Source organism: Micrococcus sp. KRD128 (genome assembly GCF_017168395.1).
GTDB classification, from domain to species: Bacteria; Actinomycetota; Actinomycetes; order Actinomycetales; family Micrococcaceae; genus Micrococcus; species Micrococcus luteus.
In genome coordinates this window covers 236804-256428 of the sequence record NZ_JABFAX010000015.1, presented here as the reverse complement: position 1 = coordinate 256428, position 19625 = coordinate 236804, and the positions used below count along the sequence as shown (strand labels likewise).

17 protein-coding genes are annotated in these 19625 nt (G+C 75.4%); 4 read left to right on the top strand and 13 right to left on the bottom strand.

Annotated elements, in window-relative coordinates:
* Positions 1–13 precede the first annotated feature (13 nt).
* Positions 14–487 (bottom strand): pantetheine-phosphate adenylyltransferase, encoded by a 474-nt coding sequence (gene coaD, locus J1M44_RS07385; RefSeq protein WP_206480810.1) that lies wholly within the window; start codon positions 485–487, stop codon positions 14–16.
* 132 nt (positions 488–619) lie between these two features.
* On the opposite strand from coaD, the gene J1M44_RS07380 reads away from it, so the two are divergent.
* The gene (locus tag J1M44_RS07380; RefSeq protein ID WP_206480809.1) at positions 620–1873 is read left to right on the top strand and encodes an aminotransferase class I/II-fold pyridoxal phosphate-dependent enzyme; all 1254 of its coding nucleotides are present in this window, start codon (positions 620–622) and stop codon (positions 1871–1873) included.
* 237 nt (positions 1874–2110) lie between these two features.
* Here the strand turns inward: J1M44_RS07380 and rsmD are convergent, their stop codons facing one another.
* Genes rsmD through J1M44_RS07360 form a run of 4 tightly spaced genes read right to left on the bottom strand, consistent with a single transcriptional unit; the run spans position 2111 to position 7021 of the window.
* A complete protein-coding gene (gene rsmD, locus J1M44_RS07375) occupies positions 2111–2674 on the bottom strand; it encodes a 16S rRNA (guanine(966)-N(2))-methyltransferase RsmD (RefSeq protein ID WP_036338101.1) in 564 nt (187 codons plus the stop codon).
* A gap of 3 nt (positions 2675–2677) precedes the next feature.
* On the bottom strand, positions 2678–4870 hold the full coding sequence (locus J1M44_RS07370; protein ID WP_206480808.1) for an ATP-dependent DNA helicase RecG: 2193 nt from the start codon (positions 4868–4870) through the stop codon (positions 2678–2680).
* Positions 4860–5900: a DAK2 domain-containing protein gene (locus tag J1M44_RS07365; protein ID WP_206480807.1), complete on the bottom strand. Its 1041-nt coding sequence runs from the start codon at positions 5898–5900 to the stop codon at positions 4860–4862. The genes J1M44_RS07370 and J1M44_RS07365 overlap by 11 nt, the downstream gene beginning before the upstream one ends.
* Complete coding sequence (locus J1M44_RS07360) at positions 5897–7021, bottom strand: LCP family glycopolymer transferase (RefSeq protein ID WP_206480806.1); 1125 nt, start codon at positions 7019–7021, stop codon at positions 5897–5899. Before J1M44_RS07360 ends, J1M44_RS07365 begins: the two co-directional genes overlap by 4 nt.
* An 89-nt stretch (positions 7022–7110) precedes the next feature.
* Here J1M44_RS07360 and J1M44_RS07355 point away from each other — a divergent pair, with 89 nt between their 5' ends.
* Positions 7111–7590, top strand: a complete 480-nt coding sequence (locus J1M44_RS07355; RefSeq protein ID WP_063190356.1) for a DUF3515 family protein — start codon at positions 7111–7113, stop codon at positions 7588–7590.
* A gap of 28 nt (positions 7591–7618) precedes the next feature.
* Here J1M44_RS07355 and J1M44_RS07350 read toward each other — a convergent pair whose 3' ends face one another.
* The 6 genes from J1M44_RS07350 to leuC form a co-directional block, all read right to left on the bottom strand.
* Entirely contained in the window at positions 7619–8758 is a 1140-nt protein-coding gene (locus J1M44_RS07350) for a D-alanine--D-alanine ligase family protein (protein WP_206480805.1), read from the bottom strand.
* A complete protein-coding gene (locus J1M44_RS07345; protein ID WP_206480804.1) occupies positions 8755–9792 on the bottom strand; it encodes an NAD(P)H-dependent glycerol-3-phosphate dehydrogenase in 1038 nt (345 codons plus the stop codon). The genes J1M44_RS07350 and J1M44_RS07345 overlap by 4 nt, the downstream gene beginning before the upstream one ends.
* Positions 9789–10463 (bottom strand): lysophospholipid acyltransferase family protein, encoded by a 675-nt coding sequence (locus tag J1M44_RS07340; RefSeq protein WP_095347316.1) that lies wholly within the window; start codon positions 10461–10463, stop codon positions 9789–9791. The genes J1M44_RS07345 and J1M44_RS07340 overlap by 4 nt, the downstream gene beginning before the upstream one ends.
* Before the next feature lie 80 nt (positions 10464–10543).
* On the bottom strand, positions 10544–11872 hold the full coding sequence (gene murA / locus J1M44_RS07335; protein ID WP_002856412.1) for a UDP-N-acetylglucosamine 1-carboxyvinyltransferase: 1329 nt from the start codon (positions 11870–11872) through the stop codon (positions 10544–10546).
* 172 nt (positions 11873–12044) lie between these two features.
* Positions 12045–12650 carry a 3-isopropylmalate dehydratase small subunit gene (gene leuD / locus J1M44_RS07330; RefSeq protein ID WP_036338085.1) on the bottom strand — a complete coding sequence of 202 codons (606 nt, stop codon included), beginning with the start codon at positions 12648–12650 and terminating at the stop codon, positions 12045–12047.
* A 3-nt stretch (positions 12651–12653) separates the two neighbouring features.
* The gene (leuC, locus tag J1M44_RS07325) at positions 12654–14108 is read right to left on the bottom strand and encodes a 3-isopropylmalate dehydratase large subunit (protein WP_036338082.1); all 1455 of its coding nucleotides are present in this window, start codon (positions 14106–14108) and stop codon (positions 12654–12656) included.
* A 229-nt stretch (positions 14109–14337) separates the two neighbouring features.
* On the opposite strand from leuC, the gene J1M44_RS07320 reads away from it, so the two are divergent.
* Together J1M44_RS07320 and J1M44_RS07315 are read left to right on the top strand one after the other, a co-directional pair.
* Entirely contained in the window at positions 14338–15114 is a 777-nt protein-coding gene (locus tag J1M44_RS07320) for an IclR family transcriptional regulator (RefSeq protein WP_002856418.1), read from the top strand.
* 123 nt (positions 15115–15237) lie between these two features.
* Entirely contained in the window at positions 15238–16704 is a 1467-nt protein-coding gene (locus J1M44_RS07315) for a UDP-glucose dehydrogenase family protein (RefSeq protein ID WP_095353814.1), read from the top strand.
* 27 nt (positions 16705–16731) lie between these two features.
* Here J1M44_RS07315 and J1M44_RS07310 read toward each other — a convergent pair whose 3' ends face one another.
* Both J1M44_RS07310 and J1M44_RS07305 read right to left on the bottom strand, forming a co-directional pair.
* Positions 16732–17880: a thiamine-phosphate kinase gene (locus J1M44_RS07310; RefSeq protein WP_206480803.1), complete on the bottom strand. Its 1149-nt coding sequence runs from the start codon at positions 17878–17880 to the stop codon at positions 16732–16734.
* The coding region (locus J1M44_RS07305) for a GTPase (protein WP_206480802.1) at positions 17877–19625 on the bottom strand (1749 nt) is incomplete at its 5' end. The genes J1M44_RS07310 and J1M44_RS07305, both read right to left, overlap by 4 nt.

Genomic DNA, 19625 nt, shown 5'->3' with positions numbered 1-19625 from the left:
GGGCTGGGCGGGGTCAGGCCCCGCTGGCGAGGCCGCGCAGGACCGCGGCCGGGACGAACTCGGCGACGTCGCCGCCGAGTCCATGGACCTCCTTGATGAGCGAGGAGGACACGTGGGTGTACCGGGCGTCGGCCGGGAGGTAGACCGTCTCGACCCCGGTGAGGTGGCGGTTCATCGCGGCCATCGGGGCCTCGAACTCGAGGTCGGCGCCGCCGCGCAGCCCCTTGACGATCGCGTCCGCGCCGATCTGCCGGCAGAACTCGGCCAGCAGGCCCGGGCCCATGGGTCGGACCGCGACACCGGCGAGGGAGGACACCGTCGCCTCGATCATGGCGATGCGCTCCTCCACGCTGAAGCGGTACGTCTTGGCCGGGTTCGAGGACACGGCGACCACCACCTCCTCGAAGAGGTTCGCGGCTCGCGCGATCACCTCGACGTGCCCCTTGTGGAGGGGATCGAACGAACCAGGGCAGACGGCACGACGCATGGGTGCCAGCCTAGCGGGGGCCGCGCCGAGCGGCGACGGACGCCCGTCCGGTCCGGCTCCGGCGCGTCGCGGTCGCGCTGGACGCGGCATGCGCCGCCGGGTGCGGTCCGCGGCACTGGGTACAGTGCGGCCATGGACGGAACCCAGCCCACCCCCGGATCGGCACGGCACGACGTCGACGTGGACGCGCCGTGGCGTCGCACGGCGGCGGCCGCGGGCCTGCTCGGCGACGCCGGCCCCGTGCCCACCGTGTTCGAGACGATGACGGGCCTCGCCGTCGAGCACGGGGCCGTGAACCTCGGCCAGGGCTTCCCCGACGCCGACGGCCCCGACACGCTGCTGCGGCTGGCGGCCGACGCCCTGCTGGCGGGCCCCAACCAGTACGCCCCCGGCACGGGCGACCCCGCGCTGCGCCAGGCCGTCGCAGAGCATCGCCGGCGCCACTGGGGCGTGACGGAGGACCCCGCCACGCAGGTCATGATCACCACGGGTGCCACCGAGGGCATCGCCGCGACGGTCCTGGCGTTCGTGCGCCCGGGCGACGAGGTCGTCACGGTCGAGCCGTTCTACGACTCGCACGCCGCCACGATCGCCCTGGCCGGCGCCCGGCACGTGAGCGTGCCGGTGGAGGCGCCGGACTTCCTTCCGGATCCGGCGCGGGTGGCGGACGCGATCACCGACCGCACGCGCCTGCTCATCGTGAACACGCCGCACAACCCCACGGGCGCGGTCTATCCGCGGGAGCTGCTCGAGGAGCTCGTGGCCCTGTGCCGGTCCCGGGGCGTGCTGATGCTCTCGGACGAGGTCTACGACCACCTCGTCTACGAGGGCGAGCACGTCAGCCTCCGCTCGGTCGCGGACGCCGAGGACATCGCCCTGACGGTCTCCAGCGCGGGCAAGGCGTTCGCGGTCACCGGGTGGAAGGTCGGCTGGCTCAACGGCCCGGCCGAGCTCGTCGGGGCTGCGCGCGCCGTCAAGCAGTTCCTCACCTACTCCTCCGGCCCCGCCTTCCAGCGCGCGCTGGGTGCCTACCTGCCCACCGACGACGCCGAGCGGCACCTCGCCGGCCAGCGCGAGCGGTACCGCGACGCCCGGGATCGGCTCGTGGCGGGCCTGCGGGAGGCGGGCCTGGACCCGGTCGTCCCGGCGGCGGGCTACTTCGTCGTCGTGGACCTGGCCCCGTGGGGTGTGACGGACGCGGCCGAGGCCGCGGTGCGGTGGACGCGTGAGGCCGGCGTCACGGGCATCCCCGTGGGCGCGCTCTGCCGCCCGGACGGGGGCCACCTGCGGTCGTGGCTGCGGCTGGCGTTCTGCAAGTCCCCGGATGCGATCGACGAGGCGATGCGCCGCCTGGCCGAGGCGGCCCCGCGGCTGCGCGCGGCCTGACCCCCGACGCTTTCGTTGACGAAACGGCGGTCCCCGGAGCACTTTCGTTCGGGAAACGGCGGTCCCCAGAGCATTTTCGTTCGGGAAACGGCGGCCGCCGTGCTCGCGGTTCGGTGCTGAGCACAGTCCGTTCCGCCCTCCCGTCTCCCGCGTGAGAACGGGCCACGACGCCGCCGTTTCCCGAACGAAAACGGGCCGACACGCCGCCGTTTCCCGAACGAAAGCGGGTGGGCGGGGTCAGCGCTCGTCCTGCCAGAGGTACAGGGCGGTCTCGCCGTAGACGCGCACCTCGACCTCCTCGAGGCCGCGCGGCCGGCGCGGCGCCGCGTCCCGGGCCGCCCGCTCGAGCACGAGCAGCCCGCCCGGGGCGAGCCGCTCGGCCGCCGCCTCCACCACGGCCTCGAGCGGCGGGCCGGCCACCGGGTACGGCGGGTCGGCCAGGATCAGGTCCACGGGCGCGGCCTCCGCCGCGAGCGCCTGCTCCACGCTCCCGGCGCGCACGCGCACGACGTCGGCCCCGCGCGCCCGGTTGACCAGCGCGGCGTTCGCGCGGCACGCGGTCACGGCCCTCCGGTCCCGCTCGACCAGCAGCACCGATGCCGCTCCGCGGCTGGCGGCCTCGCACCCCAGGGCGCCGGAGCCGGCGTAGAGGTCGAGCACAGCCGTCCCGTCCAGCCAGTCGCGGGCCTCGAGCCAGGAGAACAGGGCCTCCTTGGTGCGGTCCGTGGTGGGGCGCGTGCCGGTGCCGGGGACGGCGGTCAGGGGCCGCCCGGCGGCCGCGCCGGCGATGATGCGGGACATGGCTCAGCCCTTCTCGAGGTAGTCGGCGGCGGTGAGGTGCTCGGCCTCCCAGCGGGCCACCTCGGCGGCGAGCGCCGGGTGGGCGGAGAGCCCCGGGCCGGCCGCCATGACCTGCGCGACGGCGTCGGCGGCCACGGCGATCAGCGGGGCGTCGGCAATGACGTCCACATGGTGCAACCCCGAGGCCAGCCCAGACTGGGCGGCGCCGAGCACGTCGCCGACGCCGCGCTGGGCGAGGTCCTCCTGCGCGATGCCCATGCCGTCCTGCTCCTGGGCCAGGACCTCGAGCCGGCGCAGCGACGGGTGCCCGTCCGGCAGGCGCGTGGCCAGCAGGCAGACCGCCGCCCCGGGTCCGCGGCCCACGCGGCCGCGCAGCTGGTGCAGGGTGGACAGGCCGAAGTCGTCGGCGTCGAGGATCGCCATGACCGTCGCGTTGGGCACGTCCACGCCCACCTCGACGACGGTGGTCGCCACGAGCACGTCCGTCTCCCCGCGCGCGAAGGCCTGCATCGCCGCGTCCTGCTCGGCCTGGTCCATGCGCCCGTGCACGGCGTCGATCCGCAGCCCCGCCAGCGCCGGGAGACTCCGCAGCCGGGGTGTCATCTCCTCCACGTTGGCGTGACCCGGGTCGGCGTCGTCGGGGTCGATGCGCGGGCACACCACGAACGCCTGGTGGCCGGCCGCCACGTGCTCGGCGATCAGCTCCCACACGCGCCCGATCACGCGCGGGCCGTGGGCCATCCGCGCCACGTGCGTGGTGACCGGCTGACGCCCGGACGGCAGCCCCTCGAGCACCGACAGGTCCAGGTCGCCGAACACCGTCATCGCCACGGAGCGCGGGATGGGCGTGGCGGACATGACGAGCAGGTGCGTGCCGGGGTTGGCCCGCCGCAGGGCCTCGCGCTGGTCCACGCCGAAGCGGTGCTGCTCGTCGACGACGGCCAGGGCCAGCTCGGCGAAGCCCACCTTCTCGGAGAGCAGCGCGTGCGTCCCGACGGCGATCCCGGCCTCGCCGGAGGCCAGGGCCAGCAGCGCCTCGCGGCGCGCGGCGGTCTTGAGCGAGCCGGTGACCAGCGCGACCCTCGTGGCCGGGCCGTCGCCGGCCCCGAGGGTGCCGGCCTCGGCGAGGGGGCCCATCAGGCGCAGCAGGGCACGGTGGTGCTGCGCGGCGAGCACCTCGGTGGGCGCCACCAGGGCGGCCTGGCCACCGGCATCCACGACCTGCAGCATCGCCCGGAGGGCCACGAGCGTCTTGCCCGCGCCCACGTCCCCCTGCAGCAGCCGGCTCATCGGGGCGTCCCGGGCCAGCTCGGCGGACAGCTGCTCCCCCACCGCCACCTGGCCGGGCGTGAGCGCGAACGGCAGGCGGGCGTCGAGGGCCTCGAGCAGGCCGCCGGGCCGCGGCGGGCGGGGCACGGCGGGCACCGCCCGCTCCCGGTCCCGGCGCCAGGCGAGTGCGGCCTGGACGAGCAGCGCCTCACGCAGGGCGAGCGCGGTCCGCGCCGGGCCGGTGGCGGCGACGTCGTGCGGGGCGTGCAGGTCCCGGTATGCCTGGGCGGTGCCCGGCAGCGGCGCGTCCAGGTCGAGCGCCGCGGCGGCCTCCGCGCGGATCCGCTCGGTGAGCAGCTCGGGGATCCGTCCCAGGTCGACGGTCTCGAGCACCCGGGCGACGGCGGAGCGGACCGTCCACGACGGCAGCTTCCCCGTGGCCCGGTAGAGCGGGACCGGTCGCACGTCCACCTCCCCCGGGGCGACGTCGTCGTCCAGGAGGGCGAAGTCCGGGTTGTTCAGCGTGATCCGGCCGCGGTACTCGGTCGTACGGCCCTGGAACATGGCGGTCATCCCGGGGGCGAGGCGGCGGCGGGCGTCGTGGCCGTTGAAGAAGGCCATGGACAGGCTCGCCCCCGGCACGCCGGCCACGGACGGGTCAGCGACGGTGACGTCCACGATGAACCCGGGCCGGCTGTGCATGCGCCGCGTGGTCACCGACTCCACGACGGCGACGACGGTCACCTCGGCGTCGTACGGCAGGGCGGCGATGGGGGTGAGCTCGCCGCGCTCGATCCAGCGGCGCGGCACGTGGTCCAGCAGGTCCCCGACCGTGGTCAGCCCGAGCTCCTTCTCGAGGCGGGCGGGCAGCTTCCCGCCCAGCACCTCGGACAGGGGCAGGTCGGTGACGGGGCCCTCAGCGGCCATGGCACCCATCCGGTGCGGCGTCGTCGCCGTGCGACGGCTCGGCCAGGTCGGTGACGGCCAGGCCCTCGACGTCGCCGGCGGCCCGCAGGGGGCCGATCGCGTCCTCGGCGCGGGGCACGTGCACGTGGACCCGCCACGGCACCCGGCCCTGCGCGTCACGGGCGGTCCCGACGGGGGCGAGGATCACGGCGTCCCCCACGTCGGTCAGCCGTCGGCGCAGCTCGGCCGCGGCGAGCGGGGTGAGCGTCAGGGTGCCCATCACCTCGACGGCCCCCTCGGTCGGCGCCTCCGCCGCGGCGGCGGGCTCGCCCTCCGCGGCGTGGGCGCCCTCGACGTAGCCGGGGAGGGCGGTGGCCAGCTCCTCGTCCACGGGCGTGCCCGTGACGACGGCGCGCAGCGCCTCGAACACCCAGAGCAGCCCGACGGCGCCGGCGTCCACGACGTGCGCCCGGGTCAGCGGGGCGAGCAACGACTCGGTCTCCTCCACGGCCTGCACGCAGTCGGCCAGCATGAGGGTCACGGCCGGACCGAGCCGCACGGCCGGGTCCGCGTCGCCGGCCACCGCGGGCGTGTCGGGGGCCTGGGTGGACGAGCGCGCGAGGCTGCGGGCGGCCGCGGAGAGCACCGTGAGGATCGTCCCCTCGCGCGGATCCGACAGGGCCTGCCGGGCGGCCCGGTCGGCGGCTCCGAACGCCGCCGCCAGGGCGAACGCGTCGACGCGCTCCCGGCCGCGCAGGGGCTCAGCCATCCCTGCCAGGCCGACCGCGAGCAGCATGCCCGAGTTGCCCCGGGCCGAGTCCAGCGCGGCCGCGCCCGCGTGCGCGAGCACGGCGCCGGCGTCGTCCTGTGCGGGGCAGGCGTCGGCCGCGGTGCGGGCCGCCGTCAGCGTGGCGAGCATGTTCGTGCCCGTGTCCGCGTCCGGGACCGGGAAGAGGTTCAGGGCGTCGAGTCGCGGCGCGGCCCGGCCCACGAGCTCCTCCGCGAGCGCGAGCCAGTGCCGTACCAGTGACGGCCGGGACGGCGTGCTCACTGCGCGACGGCCTCCCCCAGGGTGCCGGTGCGGATGCCCTCGCCCAGGCGGGCGATCGCCGCCCAGTCCGGCCACACGACGTCCTCGCCGGTGTCCGTGTAGCCCACGCCCACGGACGGCACCGTGCTGGTCACGATCGGGGCGTCGCGCGCGTCGCGCAGGGACCACGCCAGGTTCGCGAGGGTGCTCGAGTCGAGCTCGTCGTCGAGGGTCAGGAAGGGGGCGAACTCCTCGACGGCGGCCTGCACGCGGCTCGGGTCCGAGAGGGTGTCGCGGGAGAGGAACGCGGCCACGATGGCCTTGACCAGGCGTTGCTGGTTCTCCACACGGTCGAAGTCGCTGCGCGGCAGGTTGTACCGCTCCCGCGCGTAGGCCAGGGCCTTGTCCCCGTCCATCTGCACGGTGCCCGCGGGGAAGTCGATGCCGCCGGTCGAGACGAAGGCGCTGGGGTTGTCCACGCTGACGCCGCCCAGGGCGTCCACGAGGCCCTTGAAGCCGGCGAGGTCCACGGCGATCACGTGGTCCACGCGTGCCTGGAACATGTTCTCCGCGGTGGCCACCGTCAGCGGGATGCCGCCGTACTGGTAGGCGGCGTTGACCTTGTGGTCCCCGTGTCCCGGGATCGGCACCCACATGTCGCGCATGATGGACATGACCTGGATCTCGCTGCGGTCCCCGGGCACGTGGACCCACATGAGGGTGTCCGACCGGCCGGCGGAGTCACGGCCCTCCGCGCCCGCGTCCTCGCCGACGAGCAGCACGTCGAGTGCCTGCTCGTCCGCCTTCTCGTCCGTGTCCGGGGCGACGGGGCCCTGGGCGCCCTCGGCGGCCTGGTCCGCGTCCATGCCGGGCGGCGGCGCGGTGGGCTGCTGGGCGGACGCCCCCGCGGCGCCCGGGCGGCCCGACTCGGCGGGGAACGCGCCGCCGTCGAAGCGCTGGGTGTCCTGGTCGATGATCCGGGCGATCCCGCCGACGTACACCGCCGCCGCGATGCCCACGGCCAGCAGCGCCACGAGCACCACCGCCAGGGCGATCAGCCACGGGCGGCGACGACGACGGCGCCGCCCGACGGCGACGTCCTCCTGCGGGGGGCGGGGGCGGGGGTCCGCGGTGCTGCTCACGTGGGCTCCTGAGGCGGGGACGGGAACGGTCCCGCCCATGCTAGGGCACGGGCCCCCGCGGGTCCCGGCGCCGCACGTATCCTGGGCGGATGGAATCCCGCCGTTTGCGTCGTCTCGTGCCCCTCCTGACCGCGATCGCCCTCGGCGCCACGGCCTGCACCGGACGGGTGGCCACGGTGGAGGCCGCGCCCCACGCCGCTGACCCGGCGTGTGCCCCGGCCATGGTGGCCATGCCCGACGCCCTGGGCGACCTCGACCTGCGCCCCACCGACAGCCAGGCGACGGCCGTGTGGGGTGACCCGGCCGCCGTCGTCCTGCGCTGCGGCGCCGAGGTCCCCGGCCCCACCACGGACCGCTGCATCTCCGTGGACGGGATCGACTGGGTCATCCGGGACGAGGACGAGAACTGGCGGATCACCACCTACGGCCGTGACCCGGCCGTGGAGGTGCTGTTCGGCAAGGACCAGGCCAGCTCGGACACCGTGATGGTGGGCCTGTCCTCGGCGGTCGCGCAGATCGAGCCCAGCGGCGGCTGCGTCAGCGTGCAGGACGCCACACCCGTCGGCTGAGACCGGCGCGGGCCGGCCGCGGGCCGCGTCAGTGCAGGCCGACGCCCCGCTCGAGGGCGAGGTCCAGCAGCTCCGAGATCAGATCGTCGTAGGACAGGCCCATCCGCTCCCACATGGCCGGGTACATGCTGATGGGCGTGAAGCCCGGCATGGTGTTGATCTCGTTGACCACCCAGCGCCCGTCCGGGGTGAAGAAGAAGTCGCAGCGGCCCAGGCCGGACCCGTCCACGGCCTCGAAGGCGCGGATCGCCAGGGCGCGCAGCCGCTCGATCTCCTCCCCCGGCAGCTCGGCCGGGCAAGACAGCTGGGTGCTGCCGGTGTCCTGGTACTTCGACTCGAAGTCGTAGAACTGCGTCTCGCCCTCGTCGTGGGCCACGACGATCTCCCCCGGCAGCGAGGCGCGCGGGGCGGCGGCGCCGTGCCCGTCGAGGACGGCGCACTCGATCTCGCGGCCGACGATGCCCGCCTCCACCACGACCTTGGGGTCGAAGCGACGGGCCTCCTCGACGGCGGCGCGCAGACCCGCGGGCTCGGTGACGCGGGTGATGCCGAAGGACGAGCCGGCGCGGGCGGGCTTGACGAACAGCGGGTAGGCGAGCGCCCCGGCGCGGGCGAGGGCCGCCTCCGGATCGCGCGCCCAGTCGCGGGCGGTGATGGTCTCCCACGGGCCGACCTCGAGGCCGGCGGCCTGGAAGGCGACCTTCATGAAGTGCTTGTCCATGCCGACCGCGGAGGCGAGCACGCCGCAGCCCACGTAGGGCAGACCCAGCGACTCGAACATGCCCTGGAGGGTGCCGTCCTCGCCCCAGGGGCCGTGTAGCAGCGGGAACACGACATCCACCGGGCCCAGCGAGGAGCCGTCGGCCGCGGTCAGCTCGACGGTGCCGTCCGGCAGGGCGCGCAGGCTCACCGGGGCCTCGGGCTCCGGCACCTCCGGCAGGGCGCCGCCGTCCAGGCGGAACGAGGCCACGTCCAGCTCATCGTGCGACCACAGGCCGGAGCGGGCCACGCCCACCGGCACGACGTCCCAGCGCTGACGGTCGGCCGCGTGCAGCACACCCGCCGCGGTCACGCAGCTGATGGGGTGCTCGCTCGAGCGGCCGCCGAAGAGCAGGAGCACGCGGGGACGCGCGCCGGCAGCGGCCTCCGGGGCGGGGATGGCGGTCATGCGGTGCGTCCTTCCGACTTCAGGTCACGGGCGAGCAGCAGCTCGGCGAGGCGGTCCACGGCCACGTCCCCGGTGACCACCCGGTCCATCAGCTCGCTGATGGGCATCTCCACACCGTGGGCGCGGGCGGCGTGCACGATGGCGGAGACGGACTTGATGCCCTCGGCCGTCTGGCTCATGGCGGCCACCGCCTCCTCCGCGCTGAGGCCGGTGCCGATGTGGCGGCCGGCCGTGCGGTTGCGGGAGAGGGGCGAGGCGCACGTGGCCACGAGGTCGCCCAGGCCGGCGAGCCCGGCCATGGTGGCCGGGTCGCCGCCGAGCGCGACGGCCAGCCGGGTGGTCTCGGCCAGGCCCCGGGTGATGACGGAGGCCTTGGAGTTGTCCCCCAGCCCCTGCCCGTCGCAGATGCCCACGGCGAGCGCGATGACGTTCTTCACCACGCCGCCGATCTCCACGCCCACGACGTCCGTGTTCGTGTAGGGCCGGAAGGTCCGGCCGGCTGTGAGGGCGGCGATGCGCTCCGCCGTCGCGCGCGAGGCCGAGGCGACCACCGTGGCGGTGGGCTCGCCGCGCGCGATCTCGAGGGCGAGGTTGGGTCCGGAGACCACCGCGAACCGGTCCGGGCTGAGGCCCAGCTCCTCCGCGCAGACCTGCGACATCCGCGCGTCGGTGCCGCGCTCGAGGCCCTTGACGAGGGAGACCACGACGGCGTCCGGGGCCAGGTCGGCGCGCACGGTGCGCAGCGTCTCGCGCACGTGCTGCGCGGGCACGGCCACCACCACGACGCCGGCGCCCCGGACCGCCTCGGCGGCGTCGGTGACGGCGCGCACGCAGGTGGGCAGGGTGATGCCGGGCAGGTACTCGGGGTTCTCGTGTCGCTCGGTGATGGCCTCGGCGACCTCGGCCCGCCGGGACCACATCACGATCTCGGACGCGCGGGCGGACTCGGGGCTGGTGCTCAGGCCCAGGACGCGGGCGAAGGCCGACCCCCAGCTGCCGGCCCCGAGGACGGCGACGGTGCGCGGATCGCTCATGCCCCGATCACCCGCGCTCCGGTCGTGGGATCCCAGCGGCCCTCCGGGGCCGGTTCTCCGCGCAGCTCGGCGACCAGGTCGGTGATCGCGGCCATCATGCGGCCGGTGCCCTCGCGCAGGGTCGCCGCCGTCACGGGGCGGTCCCGCAGGTCCGCGAGGTCGACGGGCGCGCCGACCCGGATCCGGGCGGTCTTGCGTGGGAGGACGCGGAGGGAGCGGCCGCCGTACGGCAGCAGTTCCTGGATGCCCCACTGACCGACGGGGATGAGCGGGGCGCCGGTCTGCAGGGCGAGGCGCACGGCCCCGTTGCGCCCGGCCATGGGCCAGCCGTCGGGATCGCGGGTGACGGTGCCCTCCGGGTAGACGATGATCGCCCGGCCCGTGGCGACGGCCTCGCGGGCGGCGGCGAGCGAGCGGCCGCCGTCGCGGGTGCGCTCGACCGGGATCATGCGGGTGGCCTCGAGGACCTGCTTGAGCACGGGCACCTTCCAGAGCTCGGCCTTGGCGAGGAAGGTCGGCAGCAGGCCCTGGTTGTAGACCATGTGGGCCACGGAGAGCGGGTCCACCTCCGAGATGTGGTTGACGGCGAGGATCGCGCCGGTCTCGGGCAGGTGCTCGGTCCCCTCCCACACCTGGCGGACGAGGGCCCGCATCGCCGGTCGCACGATCACCCCCGGGATCACGTAGGGGGCCCGCGCGGTACGCGTCGGACGACCCCCCGCGGCGGCAGGGCTCTGCGCGTCCACGCCGCTCACCGGTCGCGTTCGGTCAGCTCGACGTCGGCGCCGAGGCCCTCGAGCTTCGCCATGAAGTGCTCGTAGCCGCGGTTGATGATCTCCAGGCCCGTCGCCGTGGAGGTGCCCTCGGCGGTGAGGGCGGCGATCAGGTGGGAGAAGCCGCCGCGCAGGTCCGGGATGTCGAACTCGACGCCGTGCAGCGGCGTCGGGCCGGAGATCACGGCCGAGTGCAGGAAGTTGCGCTGACCGAAGCGGCACGGCACGGAGCCGAGGCACTCGCGGTGCAGCTGGATGGAGGCGCCCATCCGCACGAGGGCGTCGGTGAAGCCGAAGCGGTTCTCGTACACGGTCTCGTGCACGATGGAGACCCCCTTGGCCTGGGTCAGCGCCACCACGAGGGGCTGCTGCCAGTCGGTCATGAAGCCGGGGTGCACGTCCGTCTCGAGCACGAGCGGGTTGAGATCGCCGCCGGCGTGCCAGAACCGGATGCCGTCGTCGACGACGTCGAACTCGCCGCCGATCTTGCGGTAGGTGTTCAGGAACGCCGTCAGGTCGCGCTGCTCGGCGCCGCGGACGTAGATGTCCCCCCGGGTGGCCAGGGCGGCGGAGGCCCACGAGGCGGACTCGTTGCGGTCGGGCAGCGCGATGTGGTTGTAGCCGCGCATCTCGCTCACGCCCTCGATGCGGATGGTGCGGTCCGTCTGCACGGTGATGATCGCGCCCATCTTCTGCAGGACGGCGATGAGGTCGTGGATCTCCGGCTCGACGGCGGCGCCCTTGAGCTCGGTGATGCCCTCGGCCTTCACAGCGGTCAGCAGCACCTGCTCGGTGGCTCCGACGGAGGGGTACGGCAGCTCGAGCTTGGCGCCGTGCAGGCCCTTGGGGGCGGAGATGGAGATGCCGCCCGGGCGCTTGTCCACGACGGCGCCGAAGTTGCGCAGCACGGCCAGGTGGTAGTCGATCGGGCGGTCGCCGATCTTGCAGCCGCCGAGGTCGGGGATGAAGGCCTCCCCGATCGCGTGCATGAGCGGGCCGCAGAAGAGGATCGGGATGCGCGAGTCGCCGGCGTGGGCGTCGATCTCGGCGGTCAGGGCCGACTTCACCCCGGCCGGGTCCATCGTGATCCGCCCGGTCTCCTTGTCCCACTCCACGGACACGCCGTGGATCTCGAGGAGGGAGCTGACGACGTCCACGTCCTTGATCTCGGGGATGTTCCGGAGCACGGACGGCGAGTTGCCGAGCAGGGCGGCCACCATGGCCTTGGGCACCAGGTTCTTGGCGCCGCGCACGGTCACCTCACCGGTCAGCGGCTTGCCGCCATGGATGGTCAAGAGCTTCGCCATGCGCGTCCTTCCTCAGCGCGGCCGCAGGGCCACGGTCTCGGCCACTCCGCCGGAGCGGGGAGGTCTCTGAACGGGACCGCCCGCCGTGTGCGGCGGGCGGTCCCGGAATCGCCTCCCAGCATAGGGCGTCGCCGGGCACGCGCGGCAATGGTGCGCTCCCGGCGGCGGCCGGTCAGCCGGCCGTGCGGGCCGGCAGGGTGGTGGGCTTGTACGCGGGGCGGTCCGCCTCGTAGGCGTCGATCTCGGCCTGGTGCCCCAGGGTGACGGCGATGTCGTCCAGGCCCTCGAGCAGCCGGTGACGGGTGTCGTCGTCGATCTGGAAGGGGGCGGTCACATCCCCGCACTCGACGGTGCGTGTGACGAGGTCCACGGTGACCGGGGTCCCGGGACGGTTCTCCAGCTCCTTCCAGATGCGCTCGACGTCCTCCTGCTCCACCTGGGCCGCGACGAGCCCCTGTTTGGCGGAGTTGCCGCGGAAGATGTCCGCGAAGCGCGGGGAGATCACGGCGCGGAAGCCGTAGTCCTTGAGCGCCCACACGGCGTGTTCGCGCGAGGAGCCGGTGCCGAAGTCCGAGCCCGCCACGAGCACGGTGCCTCCGCTGAACGGCTCGGTGTTCAGGATGAAGTCGGGGTCCTGGCGCCAGCCGGCGAACAGGGCGTCCTCGAAGCCCGTGCGGGAGATCCGCTTGAGGTACACGGCCGGGATGATCTGGTCCGTGTCCACGTTCGAGGCGCGCAGCGGCACGCCGACGCCGGTGTGGGTGGTGAACTTCTCCATGGCTCAGGCCTCCTGGGGGGTGAGGGCGGGCAGGTCGGACGGGCTGGCGAGGCGGCCCAGCACGGCGGTGGCCGCGGCGACCACCGGGGACACCAGGTGGGTGCGCCCGCCCTTGCCCTGCCGGCCCTCGAAGTTGCGGTTGGAGGTGGACGCGCAGCGCTCCCCCGGGGAGAGCTGGTCCGGGTTCATGCCCAGGCACATGGAGCAGCCGGCGAACCGCCACTCGGCCCCGAAGTCCTCGAACACCCTGTCCAGGCCCTCGTCCATGGCCTGCAGACGCACGCGCGCCGAGCCCGGCACGACCATGACGCGCAGCCCCTCGGCCTTGCGTCGGCCCCGGACGACCTCGGCGAACGCCCGCAGGTCCTCGATGCGGGAGTTGGTGCACGAGCCCATGAACACGGTGTCGACCTCGACCTGTTTCATCGGGGTGCCGGGGGCCAGGTCCATGTAGGACAGTGCCTTGCGGGCCGCCTCCTGGGCCACCGGGTCGGCGAAGTCCTCGGGCGCGGGGACGGTGTCGTTCAGGCTCACGCCCTGCCCCGGGTTGGTGCCCCACGTGACGAACGGCTCCAGCGTGTCCGCGTCGATGACCACCTCGGCGTCGAACTCGGCACCCTCGTCCGTGGCGAGGGTGCGCCAGTGCTCGACGGCGGCATCCCAGTCGTCGCCCTCGGGGGCATGGGGACGGCCCTTCAGGTAGGCGAAGGTGGTCTCGTCCGGGGCGACCATGCCGGCGCGGGCGCCGGCCTCGATGGACATGTTGCAGATGGTCATCCGGCCCTCCATGGAGAGGTTCCGGATGGCCTCACCGCGGTACTCGAGCACGAAGCCCTGGCCCCCGCCCGTGCCGATCTTCGCGATGACCGCGAGGATGATGTCCTTGGCCGTCACACCCGGGCGCAGCGTGCCGTCCACGGTGACCGCCATGGTCTTGAAGGGCTTCAGCGGCAGGGTCTGGGTGGCCAGGACGTGCTCGACCTCGGAGGTGCCGATGCCGAACGCCAGGGCGCCGAACGCGCCGTGGGTGGAGGTGTGGGAATCGCCGCAGACCACGGTGAGGCCGGGCTGGGTCAGACCCAGCTGGGGGCCGACGACGTGGACGATGCCCTGCTCGGCGTCGCCCAACGGGTGCAGGCGGACGCCGAACTCGGCGCAGTTGGCCCGCAGGGTCTCGATCTGCGTGCGCGAGGTGGCATCCGCGATCGGCTGGTCGATGTCCAGCGTCGGGGTGTTGTGGTCCTCCGTGGCGATGGTCAGGTCGGGCCGGCGCACCGGACGCCCGGCCAGACGCAGCCCCTCGAAGGCCTGCGGGCTCGTCACCTCGTGCACGAGGTGCAGGTCGATGTAGAGCAGGTCGGGGGTGCGGGAGGCGCCCTCGCCCTCGCCACGCACCACCACGTGTTCGTCCCAGACCTTCTCGGCCAGCGTCCTGGGCCGCGTCGTCGCCGTCGTCATGTGCCGCACCTTCCTGCTCACGCACCTGTCGGTCGTCGCCCGGCGCGGGGCGCCGGTGCTCACGGACCACTGTGGGGCGCGGCGGGGCCGTTCTCGACCACGCGGCGCGATATTCCATATCGTGAGATTTCGTCTCACATGCCGGACCTGGCCCCGGCCGGCCCGGTCACATGCGACGCACACCGACACCCCCGGTCCGTCCGAGCAGTGAGACGACTACGATCACCCCATGACCACCGAGCCCGTGCGCCCGCCCACCGAGGACGACCTCATCGGCCCCTCGCTCCACCGGCATCCCAGCGGCGTCGGCGTGGTGGACAAGTCGGTGGCGATCCTCGACGCGCTCGAGTCCGGCCCGGCCACGCTCGCCCAGCTCGTCACCGCCACCGGGATCGCGCGGCCCACGCTGCACCGGCTCGCGGCCGCCCTCACGCACCACCGCATGGTGGGCAAGGACCTGCAGGGCCGCTACGTGCTGGGCACCCGCCTGGCCGAGCTCGCCTCCGCCGCCGGCGAGGACCGGCTCACCACGGCCTCCGGCCCGGTGCTGCTGTGGCTGCGCGACGCCACGGGAGAGAGCGCCCAGGTGTTCCGTCGGCAGGCGGACTCCCGCGTGTGCGTGGCCAGCGCGGAGCGGCCCTGGGGCCTGCGCGACACCATCCCCGTGGGCGCCCGCATGTCCATGAAGGCCGGCTCCGCCGCGCAGGTGCTCCTGGCCTGGGAGGACCACGAGCGGCTCGTCGAGGGGCTGGCCGGCGCCGTGTTCACACCCACCGTCCTCGCGGCGGTGCGGCGCCGCGGCTGGGCCCAGTCCCTGGCCGAGCGCGAGCCAGGGGTCGCCTCGGTGTCGGCGCCGGTGCGCGGTCCCAGCGGCCGCGTCATCGCGGCGGTCTCGATCTCCGGCCCCCTCGAGCGGCTCTCCCGCCAGCCGGGCCGGCTGCACGCGGACGCCGTCGTCTCCGCCGCGACGCGGCTCACCGAGCTCATCCGCGCCGGCGAGGCCTGAGGCCCGCCCGCGCCACCGACGGGATGCGCCGCAGAGACACCCCGTTCTTCCCGCGTTCACCCGCGGGGCCTAGCGTCGGCCAGGTCCCCGACCGCCGTCCCCCGCACCCTCGAGGAGTCCGCCGTGACCGAGACGACCGCGCCCGCCGCCCCCGCCGAGCAGGAGGCCGCGCCGCGGCTGTCCGTGATCGGCACGGGCTATCTGGGCGCCACGCACGCCGCCTGCATGGCCGAGCTGGGCTTCGAGGTGCTCGGCGTGGACGTGGACCCGGCCAAGATCGAGCGTCTGGCCCGCGGCGAGGTGCCCTTCCACGAACCCGGCCTGCCCGAGCTGCTGCGCACCCACGTCGCCTCCGGGCGGCTGCGCTTCACCACCGACGTCGCGGAGGCGGCCCGCTGGGCGGACGTCCACTTCATCGGCGTCGGCACCCCGCAGAAGGTGGGCGAGACCGCGGCGGACCTGAGCTACGTGGACGCCGCCGTCGCCTCCCTCGCCGCGGCGATCGACCGCGACGCGCTGATCGTCGGCAAGTCGACCGTGCCCGTGGGCACCGCGCGTCGCCTGGCCGAGCTCGTGCACACCGTGCGCGCCGAGGCCGGACTGCCGGGCGAGGTCGAGCTCGCCTGGAACCCCGAGTTCCTGCGGGAGGGCTTCGCCGTGAGGGACACGCTCACCCCGGACCGCCTCGTCATCGGCACGCACGGGCCCCGCGCCGAGGGCATCCTGCGCCGCGTCTACGCGCGGCAGCTCGCGGCCGACACCCCGTGGATCAGCACGGACCTCGAGACGGCCGAGCTGGTGAAGGTGGCCGCCAACGCCTTCCTGGCCACGAAGATCTCGTTCATCAACGCGTTCTCGGAGATCACCGAGAACGTGGGCGGGGACATCGGCACCCTCGCGGACGCGATCGGCCACGACGCGCGGATCGGACGCCGGTTCCTCAACGCGGGCGTGGGCTTCGGGGGCGGCTGCCTGCCCAAGGACATCCGCGCGCTCCAGGCCCGCGTCTCCGAGCTGGGCCTGGACCGGACCATGCGGTTCCTGGCGGAGGTGGACGACATCAACCTGCGCCGCCGTGACCGCGTGGTGGACCTGGCGGTGCAGGTGCTCTCCGCGGCTCGCGACGGCCGCGTCCGCCGGGCCGACGCTTCCGGGACCGCCCCCACCCCCGCGAGCGTGCAGGTGCTCAACGGCACGCGGATCGCCGTGCTGGGCGTCACGTTCAAGCCGGACTCCGACGACGTCCGGGACTCCCCCGCCCTCGACGTCGCCAACCGTCTCTACACGGCCGGCGCCGACGTCCGGGTGTACGACCCCGAGGGCAACGCCAACGCGGCCGCCCGCTTCCCGCGGCTCGACTACGTGGACTCTCTCGAGGCGGCCGTGGACGGCGCCGAGCTGACCCTGCTGCTGACCGAGTGGCGCCAGTTCCGCGAGATGGATCCGGACGCCGTGGGCGCACGCGTGGCCTCCCGCCTGCTGATCGACGGGCGCAACGTCCTGGACGCCGCCGCGTGGCGCGAGCACGGGTGGGACGTCATCGGCCTCGGCCACCGCTTCGACCCGGAGCGACTCCTCCGCGCGGCCTGACCCGCCCGCGGACCCCGGCCCGGGCGTTCAGCCGGCGAACGGGTCCCAGCCGGACTCGGACAGGGGCCGGTGCCCGGCCGGCGGCCGGGCCCCGTCCGGCACGAGCCGGCCGATCCGCGTGAACCCCCGGGGCAGCTCGGTCTCGGGCCACGCCAGCCCCAGGAGGCCGTAGTCCTCGCCCCCGCCGGTCACGAGCGCCTCCGGGCTCGTCCCGGCCAGGGCGGCCACGCGGCGCAGGGGTGCGGCGGCCTCCGCCAGCCAGGCCTCGTCCAGCCACGGTGCCGGCGCGGGGCCGGCCCCGCCGGTGGCGGCCGCCATGCGGTGCGCGTCCTTGCCCAGGCCGTCGGAGACGTCCATGAGGGTGAGCAGGCCGGCCGTCACCGCGGCGGGCCCGAGGGCCAGCGGCGGGCGGGGTCGCAGCTGGGCGCGGACGGCGCGGGCGAGCTCCCGCGGTGACGGCCGGTCGGCGGCGGGGAGGGCGTCCGCCCGTCGCTCCAGCTCCGCGCGGTCGGTAAGCAGCAGGGTGAGCCCGGCGGCGGCCCACCCCGGCCCCGAAGGCGCGGCGGCCCGGGGACCGTCCGGCACCGCCTGGGCATGGACGAGGTCGGCGCCCTCGGCGAGCACGCGGTCCCGGTCCGCCGCGGCCGGCGTGCGGCGCAGCACGCCGCCGGGGTGCGGGTCCCCGAGCACCGTCACTGCGGCGTGGACCCGTCCGCCGGTGCCCAGGTCGCCCCCGGCCACCCGGCAGTCCGGCGCGCCGAGGTGACGCACCGCGCCCACGATGCCCGCGGCGAACGACCGCACCCAGGCGACCGGCGTCGTCGGCGGCAGGGTGAGGGCGGTGACGAGCGCGGAGGCGGTCCCGCCCATCGCGTTGACGTCCGAGAGGTTCTGGGCGACGGCCTTCCAGCCGGCGTCGTGGCCGCGGGTGCGGGGACCGGCGGGCCAGCGGTGCAGGAAGTCCGTGCCCTCCCCCATCGCGTCCGTGGAGATGAGCGTCCCGCCGCGGGGCGCGGGCACGAGGGCGGCGTCGTCGCCCGGGGCGACGGTGCCGGCGGGCCAGTGGCCGTCCCGGACGGCGGGGGCGAGCCCGGTCAGGACGACCTCGAGCAGCTCGGCCTCCGTGAGGTCGCCGACGGTCGCCCCCGCCGCAGCCGCGGGGTCGCGCATCGTCATCGGCGGCCCCGCCGGACCGGGACGCCGGAGGCCCGGGCGAGGGCGTCGCGGAAGGCGTGGAAGCGGTCCACCTCGGCGCGCACCGGGTCGACGACGAGCCGCCGGCCGACGTCGGTGGTCGCCTCCTCGAGGCGGCGGCGCGCGCGGCGTCCCCGCGCCGCGGCGGTCCACCGGGTCAGGGGGATCGCCAGCAGGGCCAGCAGCACGCCGAGCGCGAGGCCGCCGACGAGCAGCAGGGTCGGGAGGGGGAAGCCCTCGACCGTGGGCGCGGGCGGCAGGGGGAACTGCAGGTATCCGGCCAGGGCGAGGACGCCCAGCCAGCCGGCGCCGACGACGGCGGTGAGGAGGGCGAGCCACTGCAGCATGTCGAGCACGGGGTGCCACCAGCTGCCCCGACCGGCCCCGAGGTCGGTGGCGGCGATCGCCTGGTCCACGGCGCCGGGGAGCTCCTCGGCGTGCTCCCGGCCCGCGTGGCGGATGGCGGCGGCCCACGGCTCGGAGGCCCCCGCGCCGGCCGCGGCGGCCAGCGTGCGGACCGCGCCGTCGACGACGGCCCGCTGGGTGCCCGAGCGCTCGGGCAGGGAGGTGCGGTGCAGCGCGGGGTCGCGGGCGACCTCGTCCCGGTCGCGGCGAGGCGCGGCGCTCTCAGGCATCAGGTGCAGGCGCCGCAGGGGGTCCGCGCGGAAGGAGTGCATCCAGCGCAGCACGGGCCAGCTGGTGCGCTTGGCCGAGCGCAGCCGGTACGAGCCCTCGACCGCCCGGACGACGGCCGGCACACCGCCGGCCACGGCCAGCTCGCGCCCGAGCCGCTGCTCGTCCCCGGGGCCGACACCGGCCGGCTCGCCCTCGCCCGAGGCGGCGGCGAGGTCCGCGGCACGGGCCGCGACGTCCGCGCCCAGGCGCTCGGCGGCCGCGCCGCGCTGGGCGACGATCGCCGCGACCTGCCGGCCGACCTCCTCCAGGCCCTCCCCCGTGCGCGCGGACACGGGCAGCACCCGGACGTCGCCGAGGCCGTGCCCCGAGAGCATCCGGCGCAGCGAGGCCAGCACGACGTCCCGGTCACGCACCGAGAGCCGGTCCACCTGGTTGAGCAGCACGAGGGTGACGGCCGCGTGCGAGCCCATGGTCGCCAGGAACTCGCGGTGCAGCACGGCGTCCGCGTACTTCTCCGGGTCCACGACCCACACCAGCACGTCCACGTGGCCGGCCAGCCGGGAGGTGATCTCGCGGTTGCCCCGCTCGACCGAGTCGATGTCCGGCAGGTCCAGCAGGATCAGGCCGGTGGCGTCGGCGCCGTCACGGCGGCCGACGCCGAGGAAGCCGGGGCGGCCGTCGTCGAGCACGGGCGCCTCGTCCAGCAGGTGGCGGCGGCGCACGCCGAGCCAGTCGAGCAGGGCGGCCGCGCCGCCGCCCTCGCCGGTGCCGTCGCCGTGCTCCGCGTCCGGGTCCAGCCCCTGTCCCCGGCCCACGCCCCAGACCGCGGCGAGCGGTTCGGACGTGGTGGGCCGGGTGGCGGCCACGCGGGCCAGGTCGCGGCCGGTGAGCGCGTTGAACAGGGAGGACTTGCCGGAGCCCGTTGCCCCGAAGAACCCGACCACGGTGTGCTCGGCGGAGAGTGCCTGGCGCTCCCCGGCCGCGCGCACGGCGGCGTCGGCCCCGGCCACGACGTCCTCGGGCAGGCGGCCCGCGGCCAGTTCGGCGGCCTCGCCGAGGGCGTCCAGGCGGGGGGCGAGGCCGCCGAACTG

Excerpts from the sequence above, each read along its gene's own strand:
- coaD (WP_206480810.1), bottom strand. The coding sequence starts at position 487 with ATGCGTCGTGCCGTCTGCCCTGGTTCGTTCGATCCCCTCCACAAGGGG.
- J1M44_RS07380 (WP_206480809.1), top strand. The coding sequence starts at position 620 with ATGGACGGAACCCAGCCCACCCCCGGATCGGCACGGCACGACGTCGAC.
- rsmD (WP_036338101.1), bottom strand. The coding sequence starts at position 2,674 with ATGTCCCGCATCATCGCCGGCGCGGCCGCCGGGCGGCCCCTGACCGCC.
- J1M44_RS07370 (WP_206480808.1), bottom strand. The coding sequence starts at position 4,870 with ATGGCCGCTGAGGGCCCCGTCACCGACCTGCCCCTGTCCGAGGTGCTG.
- J1M44_RS07355 (WP_063190356.1), top strand. The coding sequence starts at position 7,111 with ATGGAATCCCGCCGTTTGCGTCGTCTCGTGCCCCTCCTGACCGCGATC.
- J1M44_RS07350 (WP_206480805.1), bottom strand. The coding sequence starts at position 8,758 with ATGACCGCCATCCCCGCCCCGGAGGCCGCTGCCGGCGCGCGTCCCCGC.
- J1M44_RS07345 (WP_206480804.1), bottom strand. The coding sequence starts at position 9,792 with ATGAGCGATCCGCGCACCGTCGCCGTCCTCGGGGCCGGCAGCTGGGGG.
- murA (WP_002856412.1), bottom strand. The coding sequence starts at position 11,872 with ATGGCGAAGCTCTTGACCATCCATGGCGGCAAGCCGCTGACCGGTGAG.
- leuD (WP_036338085.1), bottom strand. The coding sequence starts at position 12,650 with ATGGAGAAGTTCACCACCCACACCGGCGTCGGCGTGCCGCTGCGCGCC.
- leuC (WP_036338082.1), bottom strand. The coding sequence starts at position 14,108 with ATGACGACGGCGACGACGCGGCCCAGGACGCTGGCCGAGAAGGTCTGG.
- J1M44_RS07320 (WP_002856418.1), top strand. The coding sequence starts at position 14,338 with ATGACCACCGAGCCCGTGCGCCCGCCCACCGAGGACGACCTCATCGGC.
- J1M44_RS07310 (WP_206480803.1), bottom strand. The coding sequence starts at position 17,880 with ATGACGATGCGCGACCCCGCGGCTGCGGCGGGGGCGACCGTCGGCGAC.